This is a genomic window from Arthrobacter sp. M4, assembly GCF_020251205.1.
Taxonomy (GTDB): Bacteria; Actinomycetota; Actinomycetes; order Actinomycetales; family Micrococcaceae; genus Arthrobacter.
In genome coordinates, this window is record NZ_JAIWYX010000003.1 from 181,922 (window position 1) to 206,572 (window position 24,651).

Sequence of the window (24,651 nt, forward strand, 5' to 3'; positions counted from 1 at the left end):
GCCCTCCGCTAGATGTAACAGGTCGTTGACGGTCGTTGACCAAAAAATCCTCCGATATATATGAGCAACCAAATTGGGTGCTTGAAGTGTTGGCGGCAACGCGTACGAGTCGCAGTCGCGCATACAGCATGTCACAAGCATCCAATTCCCAGTGACGACCTAGCCCGTTGCTGTCCTGAGCTACGAAGGTGGAGAAAGGCCTGCTCATTCAGCACTCGCTACCTGTGCTTGCTCCTGGGTCGTCTCTTGAGCGCGGCCGCCGTCAGGAGCCGTAGCGATAGTGAAACTTCCGCTAGCCAATGCATTGCGCACGGCCGACATGTACTGATCAGCCCGTTCCGCCGCTGCCTTCGCTTCTTCCGCGAATCGGGTGAACTGTCGGAATATCTCGCTGGCGGCCCTTTGCTCCTCTATGGGGAGTGCGGGAACCAACAGCTGGCGAATATCGACGCGCTGGACAGTGGCCCCTGACAGCATGGCCTGATTGTGGTCGGCCATAAGCTGCTGAGCCACGAAATCTGCATCCCATGCATTTTTTGGTGGTCGGACGAGCCCGAGATTACGGTCAACCTCCGCCCCTCCTTCGTCCCTGCAAACAAGTGTGATGATTTTTCGTCCCACGTTTGCGACCAGCACGTCACCACGCTCCGCGATCACCGGTTTGGTGCTTCGTGTTGTCTGCACGGGGAACATTTCGGGTTCGCCGGAACGAAGAGAGCTGAGCGTATAGACCTTGTGCGTCGTGGCCGAGTCTGCAGCATCAGAATCTTTCGGCTTCGTGTAGCTGCCTCGTGGAATGCAGAGCATGAGTTCTGAAACGGGCCGGAGGGGTACTGCGTCTACTTGCGGGGAAAGATCTTGCGGACTAGGTGGCGCCTCCCATGCGCGGATGGTGTTCTCCAAAGCCGCTATATCTTCTTGCACTTTTTTCGCGACTTGATCGGCTCGGTCCTTGGATAGAGGTGAAAGTGCAGCAAGCCATGATTGTGGTGTCGGTAAGGCATCTGGCGCCAGGAGTTTCTCCGTAGGAACCTCAACCGACATATTTGTTGTACCGCTCCCCCCGTCACGCCAAGTGGACAGGATCTGTATCGCCGATGCGTAAGCTTCCCATTGCTGTTCCTCGGTGGTGTTTGTGTGCCTATTAGAGAATGCGCGGGTATCGGGAAGGCGCATCATTAGGACTCCACGAGATTCAGAATGTGCACGGAGAACCAACACCGAGACAGGCAGCGCTGTATTGAGCTGGCTGTTTCCAGGAAGGCTAATAACGGCTTCAATTGCTCCTCTGGCGATCATTCGGGCCCAGACTTCGCGCGCTTTGCCGCCTCGTGTAAGTGCAGCGGTGGGCAGGACAACTGCCGCGTACCCTTCTTCGGTGAGCTGCTCGAATGCGGCCTGAGGCCAGAGCAGGTCAGCCTGACCCTTCGGTGGCGCGCCGAATAACCATGGCCTTAGTGCGTGGGTTTCCGAAACCCGGAGCCCGAAGGGCGGATGGAGCACCACTCTGTCGTAGGACGAACCGTCCTCTGATTGGAGAATGTCAGCAATGTCCAGGTCCGCAGATAAATCCCGGAGGAAGAGCTGGCATGCTGCAGCTTCGAGAGCCGGTTTGTTGACGTCATTACCGACTAGCCGAGCACCTGGTCTGGTTTCGGATGCAGTCAGCAGAGTACGCCCAAATCCGCAGGCCAGGTCAGCGAAGGACCTTCCGCCTGGTGGCAGGATGCCGTCAAGGAAGCGCGCAAAGGCACGGGGGGCGGAGTGGACGTTCAGCGGTGATTTGGCATTCCTTGCCGTTGCCTCGATTATGTCCTCAGCTGCTTGGGACAGATCGGAAATGTCGGCAATGACCGCGCAGACATGCTCCAACTTAGGCGTGTCACCCCAGGCCTGCCGGACGAGTTCCAGTGATCCTCGAATGGCTGAACTAACGAGTGGACTGCTACGGGTGAGTTCCTGAGCGGCAGCAGTAATCACTGGAGAAACATCAAAAGTCCCTCCTTGAGAATGCATTTTCCGGCTGCTGTTTGTGACCATATGAATGAGGCTCGTACCGGAGCGCCGAACCCAATGTTCTGCGCACAGGAGCGGCAGAAGTACTTCCACAAACCTGTCCACTGGAACAGCGCCGCGAATGGTGTCCGCCAAGACGAAGGCTTGAGGACGATTTACGACCTCTATGTTTTTGGACTTCAGCCACGCGGTCACCTTCGCAACTGAAAATAGTGGCCGGGCGGCGTTCTCGTTCACCGGTTGCGGGAAGCTCTTATCCCTAATTCGCCAGTTGCTGACTGTGGATGGCGCCACGCCGGCGAGGCGGGCAATCCCTGAGGGGTTAATAAGCTGTTGTTCAGCAACATGAGCGGTCATCAGGCGGCGTCCAATCCAGCGATTTCAGTGCGTAGTTCAATTGTTCGATGGGCAGCTAGGCGCAACCGCTTAGCCAGGGACTCCGACCGGGCAACAACAACTACCTCTGCCCCACGTCCGGCAAGGGCGGAAATAGAGGTTGCGAAGCCCCCATCTCCACTCCCCACATGGACCTTGGAAAAGCGGTACTCGAGTCCTTCGGTGTCAAGTACCTCTTGCAAGGCCAAGTCCGCACCGTCCTTCCCAGGCTTGTAGAGCGACCGGCAGTTCCGCAGGTCGGACAAGGCAATCGCCAGCAACCCTTCGGTGCTCGAAACACCAACGATCACCAAGTCGTGATTAGTCATAGGCACCTGTCCCTTGTAGGCGGCCAAGAATGCATTGATAGCTGTCACTTCGATCTCGCCCGTGCCCAGCATGTTTTCAATATCAAGCAGGTGAACCGATCGACCATCTCCAAACATTGTATTCCCCATTTCGTACTAAGAGTTTATGTTTTCAGAAACACTACGCCCCCTCAGGGGGGCTGTCAAGCAAGAGTTTATGTTTTCAGCAACAGCTTCGACATTGATGTTCACAACTATGTTCAGGATGTTTTGCCCTTGGCACTAAACAGATCAGCTCCCCAATTGCCCCCTGGCCCGCCTTCCCAAGGGGTCGGTAGCCCGATCCTCCGATCAGATTCACGGGGCAGGATGCCCCGTCGGTTGCTCACCCTGCTACTGGACGAGGTAGTGCTTGTAGTGGTTGTAGTGCTTGCAGTACTCTACAGTACTTGGTATGGTTTCACTACACTCCTAATGATCCCCAAGAAGTATGGAGCACATCATGAATGACAACGAAGGTTTCTCGCTCATCTCGGTTCCGAATGAGTACGTCGGGGACGTGTACCGGCTCCTCGCTGACTTATCCGAACGCCAGGATCTCGCGGAACGCGGCAGCCTGGTCCCCACCGAGGCGCAAGCCAACGGCCGGCTCTGGCCCCTCGAGAAGCTCATCCAGTTCGCCAACGACCGATCGAAGACCGCTTCGATCATCGGAGAGATCCTGGACGTCCTCGTCGATCGTCCCGAACGTCGGCTCAGCATCGACGAGCTCGCCAAGCAAACTGAACGACCTCGCAGCCAAGTCAAGATGGTTTGGACCCACCTCGGCCGCACCATCCGCGCCAGGTACGACACGAAGACGTGGCCGCTCACCGCCAAGTGGGCAGCCAATATGGAACCCCGCCCGGAAGGCCCAAACGTCGTGTACTACTGGCTGACTGACGAGCAGGCGGAACTGTGGAAGCAGGCGCGCGACGCCAGCCGAGACAGCTGACGCACTGAGACAAGGAAGAGCGGCCCGGGTGATCCGCGGGCCGCTCTTCCTTTCGCCGGGCGCGCAGAAAGCCGGACGATCACCATGCTGCGGGAGCCCGGTGACACATTTGTCGTTTCAGGAGTCGACTGCAGACGCTCCCCCGAGTTCCGTGGTTGTGCAGACGAGATCTATTACTGCGAATCACAGGAAAAAGTTACGGACGTCCGGCAGCATTCTGTCTCATCTATGGATCCGTTATCAGGACGGCAACAGCATCGTGTGTGCGGTTTTGAAAGTCCCCGTTTTTCCCGCGATTCCAAACATCCTCGATCGTCTCAGCAATGTGTCTCAGCTGGGCCTTTCTCAACAAAGGGAAAGTTGCCTTTGATGACGAGCAAGAGGGAGTCTGCATGGGGAGCATTGGATACGCCAGGGTAGCACCGGTGATCAGAACGCGGATCTGCAGCACGCGGCGTTGAAGGCGGCAGGCTGTCATCGGATATTCACTGATCATGGCGTGAGTGGGTCGAAGGCCAGCCGATCTGAGCTGGACAAGATGCTCGATCACCTGCGTAAGGGTGACGAGGTCGTGGCCTGGAAGCTAGACCGCCCTGGACGCAACACCCGCACCTGCTGGCCCTCATCGACGATCTGGAACGCCAGGGCGTGCACTTCCGCAGCGTCACGGAAGGCATCAGCACAGCGGGGCGGATGGGCCGCGCCATGCTCACCGTCATCTCCGCAATCGCCCAGCTCGAACGCGATCAGCTAATCGAGCGGACCAGGGCTGGCATGACCGCGGCCTCCGAACACGGATGAAAGGGCGGGCGACGGGAAGTCACCGCCAGCCACGCCAAAGTCAACCGTGCCCGCGATCTGAAAGCTCAAGGGCTAAGGCCTGCGGACATCTGGAAGATCATTGGCGCCAGCCGGGGGCTACCGTCTACCGCTACCTGCGTTTGGAAAGCAAAGAAGTGACCTGAGCGAAACACGCCGCAACTGACCGATAGTTGAAAACAAAACCGTGGGGGCCATGGAGGCGGGCATACGACAAGGCAGGGTTCTAGACTTCCTACCATGACAACCCCGAAAGCGGCAGCTCCCCCCGCAGTTCAGAGGTACTGGAAAGCTGTTTCAAATATTCTGCGTACCGAATCACAGGATATTGCTGGACTCATTACCCATAGTGGGACCAGGGGTACAGCCGACGAGAACTCGATAATCAAGGTTCTTGGACAGGTGTTGCCACCGTCTACCAGGGTCTCCAACGGCGAAGTCATAGACGCAGACGGAAAAGTCTCCGCCCAGATGGACGCGCTGGTCCTTTCCAACACCTCGCATCCGATTCTTTTTGGCCAGACTCCCGATGAACTGATTTTCCCCGTCGAATCAGTACTTCTGGCCATCGAGGTCAAGGGGAACTTGAGTAAAACGGATGTCGAAGAGGACATTGTGGAGAAGGTCAGAAAGCACCAAACGCTGAGCAGTCCTGATCATCCCCTCCCCGTTTTCGCGGTGTTCGCGCATGAAGCAACTTCTCATCCCAAGACTGTTGCGAAATGGTTCTATGGACTACCAGAAGATGCCCGTCCCAAGTTTTTCCTGGTGAACGATGCCGCCTTGTTTGGGATTCTTGACCCCAGCTCCGCTGACGGCTACGAAATCGTCATGCCGTTTGCGCCGAAAGCCGGGGAGGGTAATTCAAAGCCCGTTGCAGAGTTGGGGGGCGCAGAGACGGGCTTCTGGAGGCCCCTAAATCTTCCCATGGGCGACCAGGTTCGGGTTGACCACGGCGCAGGGATGCTGCTGTTCGTCAAGGCTGTTTTGGACGTCCTCAGCGCAAGAGGATACGCCGATGTCGCTTGGTTGGAACGCTACCTCGACAAGGTGAGCAGCAAAAGAATTCGTTACGGCAAGGACAGCGATCCTGTTATGGAGCTTTCGTGACAATGACGACGCCCGCGGCGTCCAGGAAGTCCTTCACTGTGCAGTTGTCGATACCGAGGAATGCGCAAGCTTCGGGCACGGTGCATCGGTCTTCCAGCGTCAGTTCCTCGTTGGAGACCACGATAACCTCGTAGGTCGAGGCCAGCTGCTGCGCCAGGACGACCGTCGCGAGAGCTTGCTGCTGGTCGGTCTCCTCATTGTTGATATCCATGATGTGCTGCTGAGAGGGAGCCAGGGCGAAGTCAACGCAGACGGACTGGACACTGTTGTAGTTGACTTTCGCATCGTTCTTGAGGATCCTCCAGCCCGATGCGGCCCAGATCGTTACAGGTTCGCCTCTGGCGTACTGCTGCCGTTCATTCTTCGCGGCCTCGCAGTAGATGACACGAGACTTATCCCGAAGTTCTGTCAGCTGCTCAGTGAGCGTGTCGTCGTCGACTGCTAGCTCATTCAGAGTCTGCAGGGCTGAGCTGTCGAGTACATAGATCTGTGCCACCTCTACACGGCCTCCCGGCCGAGTGCGAGGAAATTACGAAGCTCGTTTTGGGACTTGAGGTTGAGGCTCTTCCGGACTTCAATTTCAGAGACGGCAGCATTTTGAAGGGCCTCTCCAAACAGCCTGGCTATTCCAGTCCCATAGGCAGACAGCCGCTTCTGCACCCGCGTCTGGCCTCCGCGGGCGAATCCGTCCTGTGCGGGCTCCTCGAAACTGCCCGAAACCGCATCCACAAGGCCGGCGCTGGCGAGTCCCAGCTGCTTAAGGCGGATGGCGACAGAGTAGTAGCTGCAGAAGAAGTATCCGGCGATGCGTCGAACGGAGTCGATGTCATCGTCTTGAATAAATCCCTTCTTCAGGTATTTCCCCATGTAGAAGGTGAGCTCCGGCTGGGACATGAGGAACGCCGCCGCGAAGCGGTTGCACCAGGCTTCCTCGCTTGTGCGGGACTGCAGATCATGTTTGTCGCACGCCTTGTCGACCCCACGTAGCAGATGCGCCAGTTCATGTAGCAGAGTAAAAGAACGAGCTGCGGGGTGTTTCACAGCCGAATTGACGAAGACCAGGGGCACATGATCGTGGTGGAGGGTGAAGCCGCGGAGCGCGTCACCCTCCACCGGTAACAGATTTGTCATGATGCCGTGGCCTTCTAAGGCTTCCCTGATTGCCACGAACAACTGAGTCTTGCTTGTAATATGTCGGCGGCGTTCCTGAACGTCGCCCCACTGCAACCACCGGGCAACGACGGCCGCTGCTCGTTCCGGCGTTGCATTTGATGGGATGGAAGGGAGCCGAACGGCGTCGTGCCCCAGCTCCCTGGTTATTTTCTCAGCCGCCTGTTGGCGTCGCTTCGCGTCTCTAACCGCTGCACGTTCATCGGGGCTGAGAGTTCGCGCTTGACCAGCATTGGACATGGGAGCCCGGAAATTGGCATCCACCGAATGCCGGCTTGTTTCGGGCGGCGCTGGTAGGGCAAAGAAATAGACCGATCGGCGCGTCGCTCTCGCGATGTACTTGAGGGCTTCCTCGTCAAGGGTGACCGGCCCGGCAAGGGGTAGGGACTGCGCGGCGCTTCCCCTTAGCCCGACAGCTGCAAGGATCTCGTCCCTGTTAACCCCGGCATCCTCCAGTGCCCACTCAAGAACATCTCCTTGAACGGTGGCTTCAGTCATGTTGGCAATCCTAGGCCCTTCTGAACGTTTTCTAGGCTACGTGGGCCTTGTTGCCGGCCGTAGTCGGCGTCCTGCTGGCGGCGATACCCCGCTGGCCGCCGCTGGGTCGCTGTGGCGGCGCCTGCATCGGCGGTCTTGTCCCCCTGAGTGCTAACCCTCTCGTAACCAATCATGTTGCCACGTCAAAAAGTCTCCGCTCTGGGTTTTGACCAGCTTTCATTTCGAAAACCAGTTTTGACCAACAATAAGAGGCTTTCTCGACGTTTTTTGGCGGCAAGCCGCTGGCTAGTCAGAAACGGTCGTTATTGACATTGGAGGAATCACAGGCGCGAGCCCTTGAATAGAGTGGGACCTCGATACAAGTAACCTTGACGAGTGAAACGTGTCCTGGGGCTGATCTGGAGAATCGTCGTTGCCTTGGTCGCCCTGGCTCTTGTCGTCCTGAAATCAGCCACAGAAGTTAAATTCATTGGCGGAGATCCTCAGCTCGAGTTTGTACTACTAGTCGCCGCCGGCACCGCGGTCTTCCTAGAATCTGTCGTGAAGGCTGTCCAACTTGCACGGCGACCTGCTATCGAAACTAAGAGGAAGCGCCTTGAAAAGACTGTTCTTGGCTGCCTTCAAGCCGTGAGTACGTCCACTTCCATCGACGTATCGGAGATTGGGGGGTCAGTGTTCGTTACCCGCCGCCCCTTCCCATGGCTTATGTTCCAACGCAGTTTCCCTTGGTTGGGCGTCAGGCAGGTTCTAAAAAGAGTTCTACGCTTCCGCCTCAACGACGAGCCCCAACCATCAAAAATTCGGTGGACTTTAGAACGGGGCGCTATTGGGGCAGCCGCTAAAACAGGCCAACTCCAGCACGCCTACTGGACTGACTACGCCAAACAACTGAATACGGCGGCCGGCAGCGAAGCGGCTGTCTACAAAAGCGTTCCCATAGACCAGCGATTCGGTCTAGGCCAGGAAGACTTCTGCCGTATGGCTCGAAAGTACTCGGAGTGCCTCGCGATACCTCTGGTGGACTCGATGGGCACCAAAATTATTGGAGCCCTGTCCATAGACGTCCCTTATGAGAGCGCTAGAGCCAGCCAAGGACGCATGCTCAACTCAACCGAAACCACGCGTGCCGTAGCTTGCGCCGCGGTCGTCGCAGACATCATCCTTGACCAAAAATCGGTGACCGGAGTGGCCCAATCGGTTATCCGCTACCACCTCGCAATCGCTGCGAAACAGGACCTGGGCCTGCGGGCTGCACACCACGGTGCGCAACCACCGGCACCGGCACGGCTCACAGCAGCCGGCAAGCGGAACCTCCAGGACATCCTGGCCTCTTATCAGGCCGAGGGCCGGCGGCCAGTAACTACTCCGCTGATGCCTAAGTAGAGGATCATCAGTGCCCTAACGACCCGCTCCCCCATCGCTGGACAACGGTGACGTCAGAAACCGTCGTTCTTGCATACGACTGCTGCATCCTTTGGGGGACCCCGGATTCTGGTGTCAAACTGGACGCAACCAACGATCGGAGAAAACGTGGTGCGGGTTCGCCCGACGGCAACCGTCAGTGACTGGCTTCTCTCGGTGGCGGAAGTTCTTCCCCTTCCGCATCGCGCTGTCCCCCCATACACGCTCGGTGAAGCGGTCGCCGAACTCGGCGAGTACGCTCAAGCGGTCGATGCTTCGGAGTGGAATTTGAGGTTCGCCAGGAACAATCGCCGTTCCTTGCAAACTGAGATTCAGGCGCAGTCTGAGGCCGTCGGGGGACGGCTTGGAGCTTTAGTCGTCCCTCTCCTGGATGACCTTCGCGATGACGCTAACCAAGAGGCTATTGTTGCAGCGGCTACTAGGTTCGGTGAGGTGTGGCACTCAGAGATAGCGGTCACTGACGCATTCCGCGATCTTTGCGCCGCAGCGAAGGTCTTCGGGATGACCAGCCGTGCGTTGCGGCGACTGTCAGCCATCATCGCATCGCAAGTAGGGCCCGCCGCACACAGTTCCTTCTCGTTGCTTAGCCACGCAGCCGATGCGCTAGTCAACACGGAGGAGGACTTGGCTCGCGGGCGCGATGCACCGATTCCTGAGCCACTGACGGAAGAACACCGGCTTGGGATGGCGAAGGACAGTCTTGTTGCCGCACCGGTGGGCCGGGTAGTCGTGTGGACCGTGTATTACCGCGCCCTTCTTTCAGGGATGCGCGAAGTTATAGGCTCGATGACGTTCCTGAGAGCGGATTGGGCGCTTCCGAATGCTTTTGAGCACGAACTACACGACTTCCCAGAACGTGCCGAGCTGCGCGGGATCCGCGAGAAAGTAGGCTGGCTCGAAGATCTCAATGTCGAAGCGCTGAAACCGGAGAACCGACTCACCCTCGTTCGTATCGACCTCGGCGAACGGCAGGTCGCCGGCGCTGAAGAGGAAGCCCGGCGTCGAATTGAGGCAGTAATAAGCGTCGCCGTCGAGGCAGGCGGCGTCTCTTGGCAGAGCGCAGGCGCAGCTACCGTACTCCTTGACGGAAAGGTTCGCAGCTCTTCCCTCGGACTCACTGTCTGCAACGTTCCGGTGCTAGAGGATGACACCTACGGGATGGGCGGCACAGCCGAGATCCTCAGCAGCGTCGCAGATCAGTTCGGCGATGCCCTGGCCAAGGGACCCATGCCCGAGCGGCTCGTCGAAGCGCTGACCTCGCTCCGTGAGGCACGGATGACTGATCATCGCGACGTTCTCTTCTACGGGGCGCGTCGGGTCACGCCTCGCATAGCGACAGCGCTCGAGGACCATGCGATGGAACTCTTCGCATCCGTATTACGGGTGCCTGCGGCAGACTTGGCTACCGCCCTCCAGCGTCGAGAAGCGCTCCGTCAAGCAGACCGTCGAACAGTAGGCCAACTGATGGCGCCATTCAACGAAGCATGGTCACGCGAACGATACGAGGGGCGGGAGGAGCTCGAACGGAGAATCTCCAAATACAGCCGAGGTGGAGTTCGCGTGGTGTCAATTGCGAAGGCTGTTGCCCTCCAAGACGAAATTCGCGCACTTCCGATGTCTGAACTACAGCGCGCAGATCTGGAGGATGCGCTTGCGATCTGCACTGATCCGGACCGGGAGCGACAGCACCTAGAGGAGATGTGGCGTGAAACGGAATTGCTTCGTAGTCGCCACCGACGTGTTCGGAACGCTGTCAACCATGGTCTGCCACTCCATGAGGTTACGCTGAATAGCATCCGCAACTATGCCGCCGACACATCGAGGACGGCGTTGAACATCGCCCTCACCTGGTTCAAAAACGGCGACCCGGGTGCGGCCTTGCTCCAGCGAGAAGAGAAGGCCTGGACCGACCAAATGGATCGGATCGGTCGCGGCATGAGTTGGGCTGAAGAGAGCGCGCAGACCGAGGAAGAATCGTAACCGCAACCGAGCAAACCGACTCGTAAGTGTCAACCGATAGCAACCGGGTAGCTTGTAAGGTGGTAAGCGGTCTTACGGAACCATTCCGGGCTGTATCGAAGAACCCGCCCCGTCAGCAGCAAGCCCCTTGCTGTTGCTCAGTGAGGGAAAGTCCTGCGGGCCGCTGGGGGTCAATCATTTTCCGAGGGCGGATGGTTCTGGTGAAATCGCTCAAGCTGTCGGACGTCACCACGGCTTAGGAAGTCCGGGCTGTTTATCGGCCGGTTCCAGATTCGTTTGAGCGAGTCCGAGTAACGAAGGAAGTAGAAGCTGTTGAACTTCCCGGTGTCCGCCGTCATGGCGGGCACCGTTGCGATTCCCGAGTCGCCGGGACTGATGACAAAATCTCCGGTGTGGGAGGACAGGACGGGCATCGGCCGCCACTCGGTCCCGTTCCAATACCTCACTTCGACCATCGACAGCGGGTGTGGAGTCGCGTTGTGAACCGAAATTTCGTAGGTGTAGGGAATGTTCATGCCGTTGCCTCGGAGTTTGAGATCACTTGTTACAAGTCGAGCCTCGTCTTTGCGCTTGCGGAACGTGCGAACGCACCACACGACTAAGCCGATGAAGGCCAGCAGCAAAGGAACTACGACACCCAGCCCGCCAAAGCCGTCGTTGAACTCGAGCTTCTCGAAGAAGTCACTTATTGATTCTGAGCTGTTCGATGGCGATGGCGCTGGTGATGAGGACCCAAGAGGTACAAGATATGGCACCCGCTTACGATAGCTGACCATCCTGAAGGCGGCCCACGACGGATCCCCCTGTCCGGCGATGGATTGCGGGGACGCTGCGGCAGTCAGGCCTGGGGTCGGCTAGCGACATGGCCGCCGTTCACTGCGCGCCCGGTAGGACCGCCGGCCCTAGACTGTCGGCACACCAAGATCGAGTAACAGTGGCGTTCCCCCCGACGTAGCGTGGTGCGTATGAACAAGAAGGAGGTCCACACGCACCAAAGCCGTTACAGGTTCTGCAGGGACTGGCAGACGGTCTCTCTCGAGATCCTTCGGTTTCGAGAGAGACCAACTGCAGTCTCAGGACTGCTTCCTAGCCCAGCTCATATCTGACTTGGCGTAAAGCCAACTCGGACGCCAGTCCATGACACTCTGCCGACTCCTCTCAGAACCTCTTTCGACAGCCCATACGACGATTCCACAATCGCCTCACGCTGCAGGCTGCGCCTGCTCTCCCACCTCTTACACCTCTGGCATCCAAGGACTGACCGTGGCACTCCCTCACGCCGAAGTCATGTCGCCGGGCTGTCCTTCCTTGATGAACGAGCGTGTCTAGGAGGAACTGCGAGGAGTGCAGGAGCAGCTTCGAACCCAGCCGCATGTCGCAGCGGTACTGCTCCACCCGCTGCGCCGATAGGCAGCGCGACCGTCGACGTCGGAACGCCCGTCGACCAGCGGACACGCCCGCATCCGTTGACTCAAACGCCGAGGCAGCGCGCCTCGCCATAGAACTCGAAGCAGCCAAGCGCCAACTCGAAACCACATCCAAGGCCTGCCAGCAACGCCTAGACGAACTTCAATCCAAACTCCGCTCCCAAGCCTCCGAAATCGACCGACTCGAAGCAGATAGCTCCGAACAACTCGAGCGAATCAGCCTCCTCCACAGTGAAGTTGCGCGCCTCAAGCGAGCCCAGCGGACCAATGTGCAAGACCTCGCACACGTGGCGGCTTGGCTCGTGTCAGTAGCTCAGGCCAAAGGCGTCGCACTTGACGTCAAGACCTTGGACATTCTCCGCCGTCGTGGTTGGACGCCATCACGACGAAATTCAGGAGCACCACGGGCATGACCATGTCCATCGCTAGGCTTTCCGCGCAATCAGGACTGAAGTACCTGTTCAAGACCACCATGATGGACGATGTCAGCACCCCTCCCCCGGACGCCACCACGTACTACATGCAGGCTGGGACGCCTCAGGGCCGCTGGATCGGCAGCGGACTCGCCGGCATCGACCGGAGCACCGGTGACCACGTCACCGAAACTGACGCGAAAGCGGTCTTCGACCGCGCCGTCCATCCCGACGCCGGCACTCCCCTCGGAAGGCCCCACGGCCAACCAACCATCACCCAGGCCGGAGACGGGAAGCCCACTGCGCGTCACGCCGTCGTCGGCTTTGACCTGACCTTCAGCGTTCCCAAGTCTGTGTCGGTTCTCTGGGCGCTGAGCCCCCGCAGCGTTCAGGACCAGATCCTCGAGACCCATCACGACGCTGTCAGCGCAACCCTCAAATGGCTCGAAGAGAGCGTCATCCACACCCGCGCGGGGCGGAACGGAGTCGCGCGAATTAGCACTTTAGGTGCCGTCGCTGCAGCGTTCGATCACTGGGAGTCGCGCAGCGGCGACCCGCAACTTCACACCCACCTCGTCATAGCCAACCGCGTCCAACGCACCACCGACGGCGCCTGGGTCACCCTTGACTCGCGGACGCTCTACAAGGCCGCCGTCGCAGCCAGCGAACACTACAACGGCTTGCTGTTCGACGCCCTTCGCCGGAATCTCGGAACCGACACCACCATCAGCGAAACCGGAACCACCAGCCACAACCCCAGCCAGCAACTCACGGGCATCGACAGCGCCCTGATTCGCGAATTCTCCAACCGCTCCCGCCTCATCGATATTGAAACCGACCGGCTTGTCGCCGAATGGAGTAAGGAGCACGGCCATCCCCCAACAGCAACCACCATCATCAAGCTTCGCCAGCAGGCAACACTGTCCACACGTGTCCCAAAGACTGACCAACCCAAGCCTCTTCACGAACTCTCAAAGCAATGGCGTGCACGTGCAATTGACAAGGGCTTCGACACGAACACGGTCCTGGCCGCCACCATCAGACGCTCTCACGTCACGCCCTTCGCGCGCTCTGATTTCAACGCGTCCTGGGTTACCGCCGTCGCGTCCCTCACCCGTGAGCATGTTGGGGCCAAGCGCGCCACCTGGAACCGGTGGAACCTGCTCGCAGAGGCTGAGCGGGTCTGTGCACAGATCCGGTGCCGGTCTTCGGAGGATCGCAACGCGCTGATTGAACTCGTCGCCACCGCCGCCGAACAACAATCCGTGCCACTGAACGAGTACCGCTACACCCTTCCTCCAGAGGCCCAAGCTGACATGAAGCTCGGGCAGCGCAGTGTCTTCGACTTCCATGGCTACCGTCTCTTCACGGACGCAAAGACGCTCGCACGCGAAGAAGCCGTCATGGCGGCAAGAAACGACGACGGCGGTCCGGTCGTGCCTGCGACCGTCACCATGGACGCGCTCAATGAATTCCGGCAACATGGCCGGTTTGAGTTACACGGGGACCAACGTGCCGCAGCTGCCGAGGTCGCGCTGAGCGGCAATCGCCTCGACGCCCTCGTTGGACCGGCAGGTACCGGCAAGACAACAACCCTTGGTGCGGTGAGGGCTATTTGGGAGGCAGAGTACGGCGCGGGCAGCGTCGTCGGATTGGCCCCTGCCGCTGCCAGCGCCGAGGTGCTCGGCAGGGAGCTGGCGGTGGCCACTGAAAACGTGGCGAAGTGGCTTTACGAGTCCATGGGCCAAGGTGCGAATGGTCGGGGGGAACGATTCTTTGATCTCGAAAAGCGATTGGCCACGGCTCGGGCGGACGCAGGTCACTGGGTCCTCCGCTATGGGCAAGAAGCCACCCGCCTTGCAGCCGAGCAGCAGCGATGGACCTTCCATCCAAACCAGCTGATTATCATCGACGAAGCCTCCATGGTCTCCACATTCCAACTCTCGGAACTCGTCGGCCAAGCCCAAGATGTGGGGGCCAAGATTCTCCTGGTGGGCGACCCGGCACAGCTGGACGCCATTGACGCAGGAGGCGTTCTCGGGTGGCTTGACCGGCAGGGCAAGACAACTCGACTCAGCACCATCTGGAGGTTTGAGGATATTTGGGAGCGGGAAGCGTCATTGAAACTCCGAACCGGAGACTACACGGCCATTGGGGACTATGAGCGGCATCAACGGCTTCGGCACGGCAGTTACATGGAGGTGGTCGATCAGGCTTACCGGGCCTGGCAAACAGATGCTCGTACTGGAAAGTCATCCATTTTGATTGCCGCGGACAATGACACCGTCAACATGCTGAATGAACGTGCCCAAGCGGATCTCGTGGTTCAGGGCCTCGTGGATGCCGAAGAGACAGTCCCTTTAAGCGATGGTTTACACGCTGGGCGTGGAGACACCATCATCGCCCGCCGCAACGACCGCAATGTCGTGGACAGCAACGGCGACTTCCTCCGGAACGGAAGCCTGCTCGACGTCGTCAGCCTTGGTAGGCGTGACAACTCCCTTGTCGCGACGCGACGCGATACTGGGGCGAGCGTCACCCTTCACTGTGACTATATAGGGTCGGCAGTCGAATTGGGCTACGCGACGACGGCGCATCGGTCGCAAGGGATCACGGTTGATACTGGCCATACCGTTGTCACGCAGGGCAGGCTGACCCGTGAGCTCTTATATGTGAGCATGACGCGGGGTCGATCCGGCAATTACGCCTACGTGAGCGAAGGCGATTCGTCAGACCACCAGGCTCTCGACCCTGCCCTGCGGCCTTCGTGGCGGACGATTCTGGGAGAGATCCTTGCCGCAGAAGGTGCTGAACGAACCGCTCATGAGGTTGGGGAAATAGAACGTTTGAAGGCTGACAGCCTGGAGCGACTAAGTGGGGAGTACGACTATCTGGCACAGATTGTCGCTTCCGACGACCTGTCTCGAGTTCTCGAGCTTCACAGAGCTGAAGTGGTTGAGGAACTAAAGAAGTCGCCGTCATGGGGGCCAGCCGTCGCTGCATGGCGCCGGGCCTCGAGCTTCAACCGCGCAAGTGCAGAGCGTACCGTCGTGCAGGCTTTAGAGAGCATCTCTACTGCGGTGGATACGGCAGCCGTGATTCACGCAAGACTGCGACAACACCGTGATCCAACACACAGGAGCGAACTTGACCCTTTGTCGGAGCATCTTCGAACTGATCGTCCTGATCTTGCTGATCTGCTCGCCCAGGTGAAGGCCCGAATTGCGAGACGCACAGACGACGTCGCATCGAATGCCATGCTGTTCGAGAGCGACTGGAAGCGAGGGCTAATCGAGTCCGTGGGGCCAAGTGAATCGGAGGTCGTGAGCGAAATCGTCAGACGCGTCGCAATCTTCAGGGACCGATGGGGCGTTTCGGATTCTCCCCTGCCTTTGGGACCCATTCCGTCTGACTATGAATGGGAACAAAGCGAGCAAAGAACAATAGTTGAAACGGAAATCGAACAGATCAAATTGCATTCGATCCCACCGACATCAGAACAGGGCTCGATTTATCAATTAGGTTCCCAGCGCGACGCCCTTATTGGAGCCGGCTGGCAGCTCTAATCTGGTTGAAGGGGAAAATGTTGATAGCCAACCCAGTCCTTAAACCAAGGGTGGCGACAGTCCCACTGGTCCTAGTCAGCGCGGCTGTCTCGATCGGCTGCGTTCTTTTTCTAATTGTTGTGCCCGCTGCGACCCAGCCTTGGTCGCCGGCAGTAATAGTCAGCGGGGGAGTTCTTCTTTCAGCAGTCCTCGTCCTCGCCGCTCAATGGTGGACACGAGCACGACGTCGCCACGCGTGGGCAGTGTATGCAAACGAAAGGTGGGCGATGCTGACTGCCACCAAGCTCGCGGCCGGTACGACGACGGAAATAACCGTGCTCAGTGTCGACGAAGTACAACCCACAGGATCTTGGATCACCATCAACTGGAACCGCTTCGGCCATATTCAACATGCCTGGCTGGAGGCCTTGCCTGAGTCGATCTGGCCGGGGTCGGTCCTCTTGGTGGCCCCCGATCCGGAGCAGGTGAGGCCAGGGATGCCATGGCCCGAAACGTACTTCATCCAGGCGTCGGATTGTCTCGCATCGGCGCCTGCCGACGGTCAGCCAAGCACACGTCTGCCCGGCATTGTGCCAAAGTAGTCAGCTTGAGGTGAACACATGTCCGCCGAGTGGCTGGAAGCAACGCCCTCGGCGTCCCAATCTTCATCCTGTGGGAGGAGGGTGGAACCCTGCGTACCAACCAAAGCCGCTGGGAGCTCCCTGAACGCCTGTACGCTACATACCCGATTTCATGGTAAGACCCGGCACAGGCAGACAACCGAATAATTGCCAACGCCAAACCCACCCGTGTTCAGATCTTTGACACCAGTCATTGTTCCTATAGCCGATGGGTGCGCCTAGGCAAACAGAGTCGACATCGCAAGGGAGAACTGCGGCAGGCGAGTGGCGTGGTGCCCAATCGAAACTCCTCCATCGTGGTAACAAGAACCATGGTGGAGATTGTCGCGACGAAGCGCACGACGCTTTATAGAATGCTCGAAGGCAGCACGCTCGAAACGGCTCTTACCGAGGCACGCCGGGAGTCCGATGATGATTTTACGGTAACCGATCTGACGATGGAACATCGTCCCGCCCGTCTCGTCGCCGGATCAATAGCGACGAGCGCGAAGTGGGCCAACGACGTGAAGATCCTCACCGGGCACTCCGTCTCGCTGTCGAACAGTTCACCCGGAGCTGCGCTCCTGATTCAAGACATGGACAAGATAATCTGGGCTCTCACCTGGGGCACCGGATTCCATTTCCTCGATTCCGAACAAATCGACTTCGGATTCGGATCACGCGTCGTCGCCCGTTCCGCGCTTCCCTCCGAGGTGAAGTCGCTGACGAAGACAGTGCTCGATCACCGGGCGCGCGTCGACCGCAGCTCGATGCCGAACGGCAGCACTATTCGAGACCTGGGCGTGGACGGCTACGGCGAGGTTGTCAGCAGGATCGAAGCGAAAGCCGTGATCGGGGATCTCGCGGTCGGCGACAAGGTGATCCTGCTCCGCGCCGCTGATTCCTTGAATGTCCCTCTCGCGAAGTCGCCCGAACGCCTCATACGAGACCTAGGCGTACTCGCGGCGCTGTCCCACCGGCCCGTGCTCCCTGGTCTCGAGAGTCTCGAGCAGCTTATCGCCCTCAAGCCGCAGGACAGTAGGGTTCCTGCGCTCGACGATAAGCTGATCGATGCTTTGCTCTCGTCCCAGACTCAGCGGCTGGGAGTGTCGTGGCCGCACGAACGCCTTGACGTCTATGGCCCGGTGATGAGCGCCAAAGTGACTGGGTTGGGCGACCGCAAACGGCGGGTGTTCGAACAAGCGCCCGAGATCAGCGATCTCATCGAGTGGTTCGCTGATGTGCCGCGTCAGGAGATCTTGGACCGCCTTAGAACCGTGAAGATCGAGCTGCACAGCGACGCCGAACCGCAGAGCAATACGCTCGTCTCCACGCCGGTTCCACTACGCCGATGGCTCGCCTTCGAAATAGAGGACGACAATCAGCGGTTCTGCCTTCACGACGGGAACTGGTACCGGATGGACGATCAGTACCTCGCCCGGATTGACGAGCGTGTCAGCGAGATTCTGGCGGAGCCGGCGTCACTGACGCTTCCTCCGTGGGGGCAAGAGAAGGAGGATGCGTACAACAAGCGCGCCGCTCAGGTCCTGTCCGGATATTGCTTGGACAAGAAGCTGATCACCACTCCCCTGCATTCCCGCGGAGGAATCGAGCCGTGCGATGTGTTCGTCGCACCCGGCGTGCTCATCCATGTGAAGCGTGGCCGCCAATCCTCCGATCTAAGCCATCTGCTCGCACAGGGGCTCGTTTCCACCGACGCTCTCGCGCGTGACGAGAACGCTCGCTCCGCGTGGAAGAAGCGGATCTTGGAAGAAAGTGACGGTGCGATCGAGGACGCTCAGCTAAAGGAAGTCATTCTGGCGGTCGGCAGTGAGCGACCCGTCACCGTCGATACCTTGTTCACGTTCACCAAAGTGAATCTCGTGAAGCAGTTCGACGCACTCCGCTACTTGGGTGTCCAGGTACATGTGGCTACGGTGAGCCCGCCTCCGCAGGATTGATAGCCGCATGCGTAGCAGTTCAGTCAATCGCCGACGACCTAGAATCACGACCCCGCCAACCGAGCCGAGCCCGAGGCGCCTCCGCGGAGGGCTGCGGATATCAGCAGCATGCGAAGTCGCTCGCGATCAGGAGCAACCCCGGCGGCGATAGCGGCTGACCACAGCGTAGCCTTCTGACCAATTCTGTATGACAGTCCGACGCTTAGTTGTCATACACACAACGACGCGCTGGAAGGCCAAATGGCGAGCTACGTCGACTTCCTGATACGCGAAGACCGCTGGACAGTGCTGAAGCCCCATCTCGAAGGCAACGACAACGGGAACTCGCATCACCGCGTGCTCGACACCTATCTGCGGATGCTGTCCGAGTACCGCCGCATCATGGACAGCCGGAAGGCGGCCTTAGCCGGCTGGATTACCTCCTGACGCGGAAAGAGCTGGAGCGGTCGCTGCGGCAGCATCCACGCGTCCAATCGCCGGAACACGGAGGACTAACCGATGGAACGATCGTCAGTAGCGGCGCTGCTTCGGCGAAAGACTTGCTGCCGCATCCTGAAGCCCGAACACGGAGGACCAAAGCCAAAGCTACACAGGGCAGTTCCGCCCTTCAGGTCCAGGGACTGATCAGCTAGAAGTCATCTTCCCGTCTTCCTGCCAGCGCCTTCGTCAGGCGCTCAATTTCCTTGGAAAGTCGGGCCACCTCTTCGCGAACGGGGGCTTCGGTTGCTTCCAATTCCGCGGCCGTCTCCGTGGCGACTTGCTCCACTAGCCACGAGGCTACAGCTGCTGTCACGACACCCAGGACCGCGATGCCCCCGATCATGAGTCCGGCGGCGACGAAACGTCCCAAAGTCGTGACTGGGAAATGGTCGCCGTATCCAACGGTCGTAATCGTCGTCAGGGCCCACCACAGGGCGTCCCCAAAGTTTCGGATGTTGGAGCCATCAGCGTTCTCCTCCACATCAAGAACTGCGAGTGCTCCTGCGTAGGTCAAGAGCACTGCGGAGCCAAGGACGTACGCCAGGATGCGTCCGCGGAGAGCGTTGCCGGCAGCCCGATGAAGAACTCTCAGTAGGGTAACCAAGCGGAGGAGGCGCAAGGGACGCAGAACAGGGAGTGCCAGAATGAGGAGTTCATGCAGGTTCCGGACGAACCATCGAACCCGCTGCGGAGCCAGCACGAGGTTCACCAAATAGTCCACAATGAAGAGCGCCCATGTGACCCAGACTATGACCTCAAGGGCGACCGAATCCGAGTCAGGAAGGTTCCCGATGACTTGAACCGAGTACGCGGCGAGGAAGGCGATTGCGGCTATGGTGAGTGGCCATTCCGCGTAGCGGCGCCACGATTCCTGAGTCATGGGTGCATCCTACGACTCAGACGCGCCATGCCTTACCCTCGTTGACGGACTTTTGGTGCCGTCAGGAATCCATAACAGTCCACGCAAGCGCTTTATGTCCCTGGCCGCCGTCATGTTGGATTTCGGCCCGGGCACCCCCATCGACACTACATTTATCGAGCCAAACAGGTGACTGATGCGGCCAGCAGCCCGCGTTCGAACAACAACTCGAGGTAGCGTTTTGGATCCTCGGACTTGAGGCGAGTTGGCCGACTGCTACAGGATCTTAAGGATATGAATCGGATGATGGCCGGCTCGAAGCGGAAGGTAACCATCCAGACGCAACGACGGTGCCATTGTCGAGTCTCCTAGGAACGAGACTTCCGCTCGTTCATGTCGGGAACATCAATGGCACCGCCGTTGCGGTATGCAGCTATTGTCTGGCCGAGGGGACGGACTAGGGCAGCTCAGAGTTCGAGTAGTTTCGAGCCAAGGAAATCAGGAGATGCACCCCCTAATCGAGCGACGCAAAGGTCCGGGGCACAGACACTCAGAACGTCATTTCATTCCCTGCCGCTGCGCCGAAAGGGGACGCCATCACCGGACCCTTGGTAGCAATGTTGTAGGCAGGTGCCGCCGCCTCGGGCGAGGCTTGGACACCGGCATCGACTTCTGCGTCAGCGGAAGCGGCGGCGCGGGGCGAACGCTGGTACGTCGATGTGCCGAATCGCAGGTCGGGACCGATGGTGTCAGCCACGATACGACGGGCCTCCCGTCGTTCGCCGTCCCTTTCGAAGGCACGGAATTCGAGTTCGCCGGAAACCGTGACAGGATCCCCCTTCTTCAGTGAATTGGAAGCGTTCTCTGCAAGCGCCCGGAAGGCGGACACGTTGTGGAAGACTGGGTCGCCGTCCTGCCATGTCCCGTCTGCGCCCTGGATGCGCTGGTTTACGGCCACCCGCAATTTGGCGTGAGCAATTCCAGACTCGCCGTAGCTAAGTTCAGGATCCGCGACGAGGTTACCCGCGATGTTGACCGGAATCTTGGTACTCATTTTCTATCCTTTCCTCGCAGACGGGACTTTCCCGCCCCACGCATTGCCGGACGCTAAGGACCGGACATTTCCAACCCCCTGGATGGTCCAGCCGGAAGCTCCAAGCCGACATAGGACTCCTCGCCCTCGACCCGCACAGATCGCTCGACCGGCGGAACCTTTCCGCCGAATCCGGGAGGTTCAGTGACTTCGAGGATGCCCTTGCACGCGGCCGTCACCCGGCCAAGCACGGACTTCGCAATGTCAATGCGTGATCCGGGAAGCCGACGGGATGATGCTTCTCCCGAAACAGAACCTTCCGTCTCGATCACCGCGTCAGCCCAGCCGGCCAAATAGCTCGCGGATTGAGGGCCACGATCGATGCCGTGGGCTCGAAGCACCGTGTACGCAACCGACTCAGCTTCGACCTCGGCAAGGCCGCGATGGTCCACGCTGCTTCCATACAGCCGGCCGACGTCGTCATCGGGCCCATGAAGCAGCACATGCCCAAGCTCGTGCGCCAGCACCGCTGTCCGCTCCTCGAAATTCAGCCACGCACCTACCTGAACCTGATGCTCAGAAAAGTCGGTGAAGCCGCTCGTCAGCCCGTACTGTGCATCCGTGACTTGGACCTTGAAACCGTGCCGGCTTGCAACATCGCTCAGCGATTGCCAAAGCGCCGCAGCGTCCGCTGCTGAAGGAGCAACGGACCGGGGAACCAGAAGAGGCGTGCCTTGAGTCTGCGAAACATCAAAAACGGCCTGGCCCCGCCAGCCAGTAATGAGCGTCTTCTTCCCTTCGTCGACGGCTCCCTGTGGAAGGTTCTCCCCTGCAAGCATCCGCTTATGAGTGCCATCGGGCATCAGGATCTGCTGAACACGAGCCGTGCGCGGCGCAATCACCCACAGTGCATGCTCTCCGCGCAGGACGGTCCGGCCGTGGCGCTCCCACTCCTTGTATCCAGCTACCAAGGTGGGTTCGTCCGTACCACGCTGGGCCATCTGCATCATGAGCAGAGCGACATTCCCACCGGAATAGCGCCAGAGCGAGGCGGAAGCATCCAAAAGAACCTGCCAGTGGGATGACGACTCCACAGCTTTCGCCAGGATCGTGTGAAGACCGTCCATCAGCCTCTCGACACGTTCCTCTGGAGTCATCCGTCCGCCGAGATCAGTCTGACCAAGGCCAGAGTCAGTCGTAAGAGATGAGGGAACTTCAGAACTAGCGGCCACGACAGCCACCCTCCAAACTTCTTGGGACCGCAGCACAGCTACGGGGACACCTGTTCATGCCCGAAGGAGCCGGAACAACATGACTTAGATCCCCAGTTGATGGGAGGCGTTTTGCCATTCCAGAAACTCAGGATCATCCGTGGCCAACAACCGAGGCGTCGGCTCTTTGTGCGCCTGCAAGCCGACACAACCTGCTGTCCGGGTATGCATCCGTAGGCGTTCGACGGCGTGGGGCAGTCTTTCATGGAAGGCAAGTGGACCGAAGCCGCGGTCTTCATCCGTATAGGAGGCCAGCTCGGCACGCTGCAGCGCGTACAGCTCAGCAACAATCTCAGGGTGCCGCCACCAGCAGTCCGGAACTACCGACGTCGTTAGCTGATAGGTGGCCACCAGCCATCTGACCCAAGCCGTCAGCGAAGTCCAGACCTCGCGCGCCTGTTCAGGAGTGAGCTCGCGCCAACGACGTGTTACAGCTTTCGGACTAACTGATGCGTTGAAAGCGGACCGGAAAAGCTGCGCGGTGATCTCGTCGTCCCCGATCGGCCCAGAAGTAGGAATGTCGAATTCATCGGCCTCATCATGACTCAGCATCACGCGTTCCTTCACTCTCTAACTGACGACGCCTATGGCCATCAGCCAGCACGCGCTCTGTCTCTGCCTTGGAGCGTCCTAGCTCAGCTGCATCCTTGCGCTTATGCCATTCGCGCAGATCCAAAAGGATCGGCCTGGTGCGACGACCGAGCATGAGCGCTGTGCCTACCGGAAGACGTCGGATCTCGTCCAAGGCGATGACTGGAGTCTCACGGATCTGCTCACCGTCCTGCCGGCCCTGGGAGGACCACGAGCGTGTTGTCAGAGTCAGGCTTCGCTCCCCCAGCAGCCCCGCCAGCGAGCGCAGATCGCGTTCATCTGAGCCACCACCGAAAATCACCTTGATGATCGCCGAGTCCCAGATCGTGGCGGCCTCGTCTATGGACCAGCCTGAGCGTGCCTGTGAGAGCGACTGGAGCACCACAAGGGTCGAGATACCAATGCCCCCGCCATCCGCGAGTGCCACCGGCAATCCCGGCCATGGAGCCAGGTTGGCAATCTCGTCGAGGATCAAAGACAAAGGCGGATCGAGCCGGCCCCCGGGTGACACAAAGGCCATTTCACGGGCCGCATTGTCAATGTCATCGATCAAGGCCGACAGATACGGTCCCGCCGCTGCGGCTCCTGCCTTGGTGCCAATTAGGTACAGAGTCCCGCGATCGCGAATGAATTGCTTGGGGTCGAACTCCTCAGCCTCATCTTGGGGGTCCAAGGCAGCGAGTACTTTAGGCGACGACAACGGCGCTACCGCCGCCGAAACACCAATCCAAGAGTTGGAGGTGTTTCGCGGATCGTCCTCAAGGATCCCCATCAGGTCGGCCTGCCACCCCAGCGCCGCACCAGGGCGGCCCAGCACCTCCAACGCTTCCCGCGCCAGAACCGGGCTGGAAGACCATCGCCGGAATGCCCGGACCCCTTCCCCGGATAAGGCGGCAGCGTGAAGTAGGCCCTGCAACACGATCAGCGAGCGCTTTTGCCATGCAGCGTTCTCGCCCTTCATCTCTGTATCAGCAGTAATGACCAACGCACGTCGGGTGGCAATGTCCGGGTCCTCACAGCCACGCACAGGAGACCAACGAAGAGAAGACGGGATCCCCGACATGCCTTGAGGATCGAAAACCGTGACCGGCCTACCTCCCGTAGCACGCGCCCTCATCGTCACCACGAGGTTGTCAGCCCGAGTGGACGTAGTGACCACTGCGCCAGGGGCATCGAGGATGGCATTGATCACGACGTACAGGCCTTTACCTGAACGCGGCGCTCCCTGGATCACCATCGACTCCTCCGTAGAGACGTGGACAGTGATGCCGCGGGACCGTCCCAATGTCCAGGAAACGTCCTGAATGGTCGGCCGGGCGAGACCGGGACGCGTGAACTTGCCCCGTTTCCTCACGGCCCTAGAGCCGAAGTCATGCAGAATCTCAGCCCGACGAGCCACTCCATCCCTATTTAGAATGTCCTGCCGGAGCCAAGCGCCGGATTGTTTCCACCGGCGCCACATGACGACAGAACCCACTGCGAGCGCAGCGACCACGACGAACACAGGCCCAAGCAGCCACCAGACACCCTCCAACCCAACCGCGCACCCATTCGGCGGGCGGACAACCCAGTCCGGCCTATTCACTACAAGCCCGACGACGGCCGCCGGGTTGAAAAACGACGGCGGCATGGTGCCGCAGCGCCAGGAGACGACCAAATTTGCAGCCCCTTGAACGAGCACGCAGAGGCAAACATACGCACCGGCCGCCATAAGACCGGCAGTTACGAACGGACTGTTTGAGGCAGAGCGTGCAGCCAT

19 protein-coding genes and 1 pseudogene are annotated in these 24,651 nt (G+C 59.4%); 10 read left to right on the top strand and 10 right to left on the bottom strand.

Features of this window, described 5'->3' with window-relative positions:
* Positions 1 to 204: 204 nt before the first annotated feature.
* Positions 205 to 2,373, bottom strand: a complete 2,169-nt coding sequence (locus tag LD110_RS07305) for an N-6 DNA methylase (protein ID WP_225497854.1) — start codon at positions 2,371 to 2,373, stop codon at positions 205 to 207.
* Positions 2,373 to 2,720: a hypothetical protein gene (locus tag LD110_RS07310; RefSeq protein ID WP_225497855.1), complete on the bottom strand. Its 348-nt coding sequence runs from the start codon at positions 2,718 to 2,720 to the stop codon at positions 2,373 to 2,375. The genes LD110_RS07305 and LD110_RS07310 overlap by 1 nt, the downstream gene beginning before the upstream one ends.
* Before the next feature lie 481 nt (positions 2,721 to 3,201).
* Here LD110_RS07310 and LD110_RS07315 point away from each other — a divergent pair, with 481 nt between their 5' ends.
* The 3 genes and pseudogenes from LD110_RS07315 to LD110_RS07325 all read left to right on the top strand — a co-directional run bounded on the left by LD110_RS07315 (position 3,202) and on the right by LD110_RS07325 (position 5,622).
* Positions 3,202 to 3,693: a hypothetical protein gene (locus LD110_RS07315; protein WP_225497856.1), complete on the top strand. Its 492-nt coding sequence runs from the start codon at positions 3,202 to 3,204 to the stop codon at positions 3,691 to 3,693.
* Positions 3,694 to 4,150: 457 nt separating this feature from the next.
* Positions 4,151 to 4,494, top strand: a pseudogene (locus LD110_RS07320) (recombinase family protein).
* 258 nt (positions 4,495 to 4,752) lie between these two features.
* On the top strand, positions 4,753 to 5,622 hold the full coding sequence (locus LD110_RS07325; protein WP_225497857.1) for a DUF6602 domain-containing protein: 870 nt from the start codon (positions 4,753 to 4,755) through the stop codon (positions 5,620 to 5,622).
* Here LD110_RS07325 and LD110_RS07330 read toward each other — a convergent pair.
* Together LD110_RS07330 and LD110_RS07335 are read right to left on the bottom strand one after the other, a co-directional pair.
* Positions 5,606 to 6,118: a hypothetical protein gene (locus tag LD110_RS07330; protein ID WP_225497858.1), complete on the bottom strand. Its 513-nt coding sequence runs from the start codon at positions 6,116 to 6,118 to the stop codon at positions 5,606 to 5,608. The genes LD110_RS07325 and LD110_RS07330 overlap by 17 nt on opposite strands.
* A 2-nt stretch (positions 6,119 to 6,120) precedes the next feature.
* Positions 6,121 to 7,290, bottom strand: a complete 1,170-nt coding sequence (locus tag LD110_RS07335; RefSeq protein WP_225497859.1) for an ImmA/IrrE family metallo-endopeptidase — start codon at positions 7,288 to 7,290, stop codon at positions 6,121 to 6,123.
* Positions 7,291 to 8,388: 1,098 nt separating this feature from the next.
* Here LD110_RS07335 and LD110_RS07340 point away from each other — a divergent pair.
* Together LD110_RS07340 and LD110_RS07345 are read left to right on the top strand one after the other, a co-directional pair.
* Positions 8,389 to 8,673, top strand: a complete 285-nt coding sequence (locus LD110_RS07340) for a hypothetical protein (RefSeq protein WP_225497860.1) — start codon at positions 8,389 to 8,391, stop codon at positions 8,671 to 8,673.
* Positions 8,674 to 9,009: 336 nt separating this feature from the next.
* Positions 9,010 to 10,692 carry a hypothetical protein gene (locus LD110_RS07345; RefSeq protein WP_225497861.1) on the top strand — a complete coding sequence of 561 codons (1,683 nt, stop codon included), beginning with the start codon at positions 9,010 to 9,012 and terminating at the stop codon, positions 10,690 to 10,692.
* A 170-nt stretch (positions 10,693 to 10,862) separates the two neighbouring features.
* On the opposite strand, the gene LD110_RS07350 is transcribed toward LD110_RS07345, so the two are convergent.
* On the bottom strand, positions 10,863 to 11,207 hold the full coding sequence (locus LD110_RS07350; protein ID WP_225497862.1) for a hypothetical protein: 345 nt from the start codon (positions 11,205 to 11,207) through the stop codon (positions 10,863 to 10,865).
* An 857-nt stretch (positions 11,208 to 12,064) separates the two neighbouring features.
* Between LD110_RS07350 and LD110_RS07355 the strand changes: the two genes are divergently transcribed.
* The 5 genes from LD110_RS07355 to LD110_RS07375 all read left to right on the top strand — a co-directional run bounded on the left by LD110_RS07355 (position 12,065) and on the right by LD110_RS07375 (position 19,084).
* Positions 12,065 to 12,532 carry a hypothetical protein gene (locus LD110_RS07355; protein ID WP_225497863.1) on the top strand — a complete coding sequence of 156 codons (468 nt, stop codon included), beginning with the start codon at positions 12,065 to 12,067 and terminating at the stop codon, positions 12,530 to 12,532.
* Positions 12,529 to 16,098, top strand: coding sequence for a MobF family relaxase (gene mobF, locus LD110_RS07360; RefSeq protein ID WP_225497864.1), 3,570 nt, complete (start codon positions 12,529 to 12,531; stop codon positions 16,096 to 16,098). Before LD110_RS07355 ends, mobF begins: the two co-directional genes overlap by 4 nt.
* A gap of 266 nt (positions 16,099 to 16,364) precedes the next feature.
* Positions 16,365 to 16,679, top strand: a complete 315-nt coding sequence (locus LD110_RS07365; RefSeq protein ID WP_225497865.1) for a hypothetical protein — start codon at positions 16,365 to 16,367, stop codon at positions 16,677 to 16,679.
* Positions 16,680 to 17,029: 350 nt separating this feature from the next.
* Positions 17,030 to 18,658, top strand: coding sequence for a DUF6119 family protein (locus LD110_RS07370; protein ID WP_225497866.1), 1,629 nt, complete (start codon positions 17,030 to 17,032; stop codon positions 18,656 to 18,658).
* A 228-nt stretch (positions 18,659 to 18,886) separates the two neighbouring features.
* Positions 18,887 to 19,084 (top strand): YfbU family protein, encoded by a 198-nt coding sequence (locus LD110_RS07375; RefSeq protein ID WP_225498103.1) that lies wholly within the window; start codon positions 18,887 to 18,889, stop codon positions 19,082 to 19,084.
* Between the two features lie 202 nt (positions 19,085 to 19,286).
* On the opposite strand, the gene LD110_RS07380 is transcribed toward LD110_RS07375, so the two are convergent.
* From LD110_RS07380 to LD110_RS07400, 5 genes are all read right to left on the bottom strand, one after another.
* Positions 19,287 to 20,018 (bottom strand): potassium channel family protein, encoded by a 732-nt coding sequence (locus LD110_RS07380; protein WP_225497867.1) that lies wholly within the window; start codon positions 20,016 to 20,018, stop codon positions 19,287 to 19,289.
* A 529-nt stretch (positions 20,019 to 20,547) separates the two neighbouring features.
* On the bottom strand, positions 20,548 to 21,051 hold the full coding sequence (locus tag LD110_RS07385) for a single-stranded DNA-binding protein (RefSeq protein ID WP_225497868.1): 504 nt from the start codon (positions 21,049 to 21,051) through the stop codon (positions 20,548 to 20,550).
* 53 nt (positions 21,052 to 21,104) lie between these two features.
* Positions 21,105 to 22,187, bottom strand: coding sequence for an ArdC-like ssDNA-binding domain-containing protein (locus LD110_RS07390; protein ID WP_225497869.1), 1,083 nt, complete (start codon positions 22,185 to 22,187; stop codon positions 21,105 to 21,107).
* Positions 22,188 to 22,346: 159 nt separating this feature from the next.
* Entirely contained in the window at positions 22,347 to 22,853 is a 507-nt protein-coding gene (locus tag LD110_RS07395) for a hypothetical protein (RefSeq protein WP_225497870.1), read from the bottom strand.
* Positions 22,840 to 24,651, bottom strand: coding sequence for a TraM recognition domain-containing protein (locus tag LD110_RS07400; RefSeq protein ID WP_308012416.1), 1,812 nt, complete (start codon positions 24,649 to 24,651; stop codon positions 22,840 to 22,842). Before LD110_RS07400 ends, LD110_RS07395 begins: the two co-directional genes overlap by 14 nt.

Excerpts from the sequence above, each read along its gene's own strand:
- LD110_RS07355 (WP_225497863.1), top strand. The coding sequence starts at position 12,065 with ATGTCGCAGCGGTACTGCTCCACCCGCTGCGCCGATAGGCAGCGCGAC.
- LD110_RS07370 (WP_225497866.1), top strand. The coding sequence starts at position 17,030 with ATGGTGGAGATTGTCGCGACGAAGCGCACGACGCTTTATAGAATGCTC.
- LD110_RS07340 (WP_225497860.1), top strand. The coding sequence starts at position 8,389 with ATGCTCAACTCAACCGAAACCACGCGTGCCGTAGCTTGCGCCGCGGTC.
- LD110_RS07325 (WP_225497857.1), top strand. The coding sequence starts at position 4,753 with ATGACAACCCCGAAAGCGGCAGCTCCCCCCGCAGTTCAGAGGTACTGG.
- mobF (WP_225497864.1), top strand. The coding sequence starts at position 12,529 with ATGACCATGTCCATCGCTAGGCTTTCCGCGCAATCAGGACTGAAGTAC.
- LD110_RS07395 (WP_225497870.1), bottom strand. The coding sequence starts at position 22,853 with ATGCTGAGTCATGATGAGGCCGATGAATTCGACATTCCTACTTCTGGG.
- LD110_RS07365 (WP_225497865.1), top strand. The coding sequence starts at position 16,365 with ATGCTGACTGCCACCAAGCTCGCGGCCGGTACGACGACGGAAATAACC.
- LD110_RS07310 (WP_225497855.1), bottom strand. The coding sequence starts at position 2,720 with ATGACTAATCACGACTTGGTGATCGTTGGTGTTTCGAGCACCGAAGGG.
- LD110_RS07390 (WP_225497869.1), bottom strand. The coding sequence starts at position 22,187 with ATGACTCCAGAGGAACGTGTCGAGAGGCTGATGGACGGTCTTCACACG.
- LD110_RS07400 (WP_308012416.1), bottom strand. The coding sequence starts at position 24,651 with ATGGCTGCACGCTCTGCCTCAAACAGTCCGTTCGTAACTGCCGGTCTT.
- LD110_RS07305 (WP_225497854.1), bottom strand. The coding sequence starts at position 2,373 with ATGACCGCTCATGTTGCTGAACAACAGCTTATTAACCCCTCAGGGATT.
- LD110_RS07380 (WP_225497867.1), bottom strand. The coding sequence starts at position 20,018 with ATGACTCAGGAATCGTGGCGCCGCTACGCGGAATGGCCACTCACCATA.
- LD110_RS07315 (WP_225497856.1), top strand. The coding sequence starts at position 3,202 with ATGAATGACAACGAAGGTTTCTCGCTCATCTCGGTTCCGAATGAGTAC.
- LD110_RS07385 (WP_225497868.1), bottom strand. The coding sequence starts at position 21,051 with ATGAGTACCAAGATTCCGGTCAACATCGCGGGTAACCTCGTCGCGGAT.
- LD110_RS07335 (WP_225497859.1), bottom strand. The coding sequence starts at position 7,290 with ATGACTGAAGCCACCGTTCAAGGAGATGTTCTTGAGTGGGCACTGGAG.
- LD110_RS07350 (WP_225497862.1), bottom strand. The coding sequence starts at position 11,207 with ATGAACATTCCCTACACCTACGAAATTTCGGTTCACAACGCGACTCCA.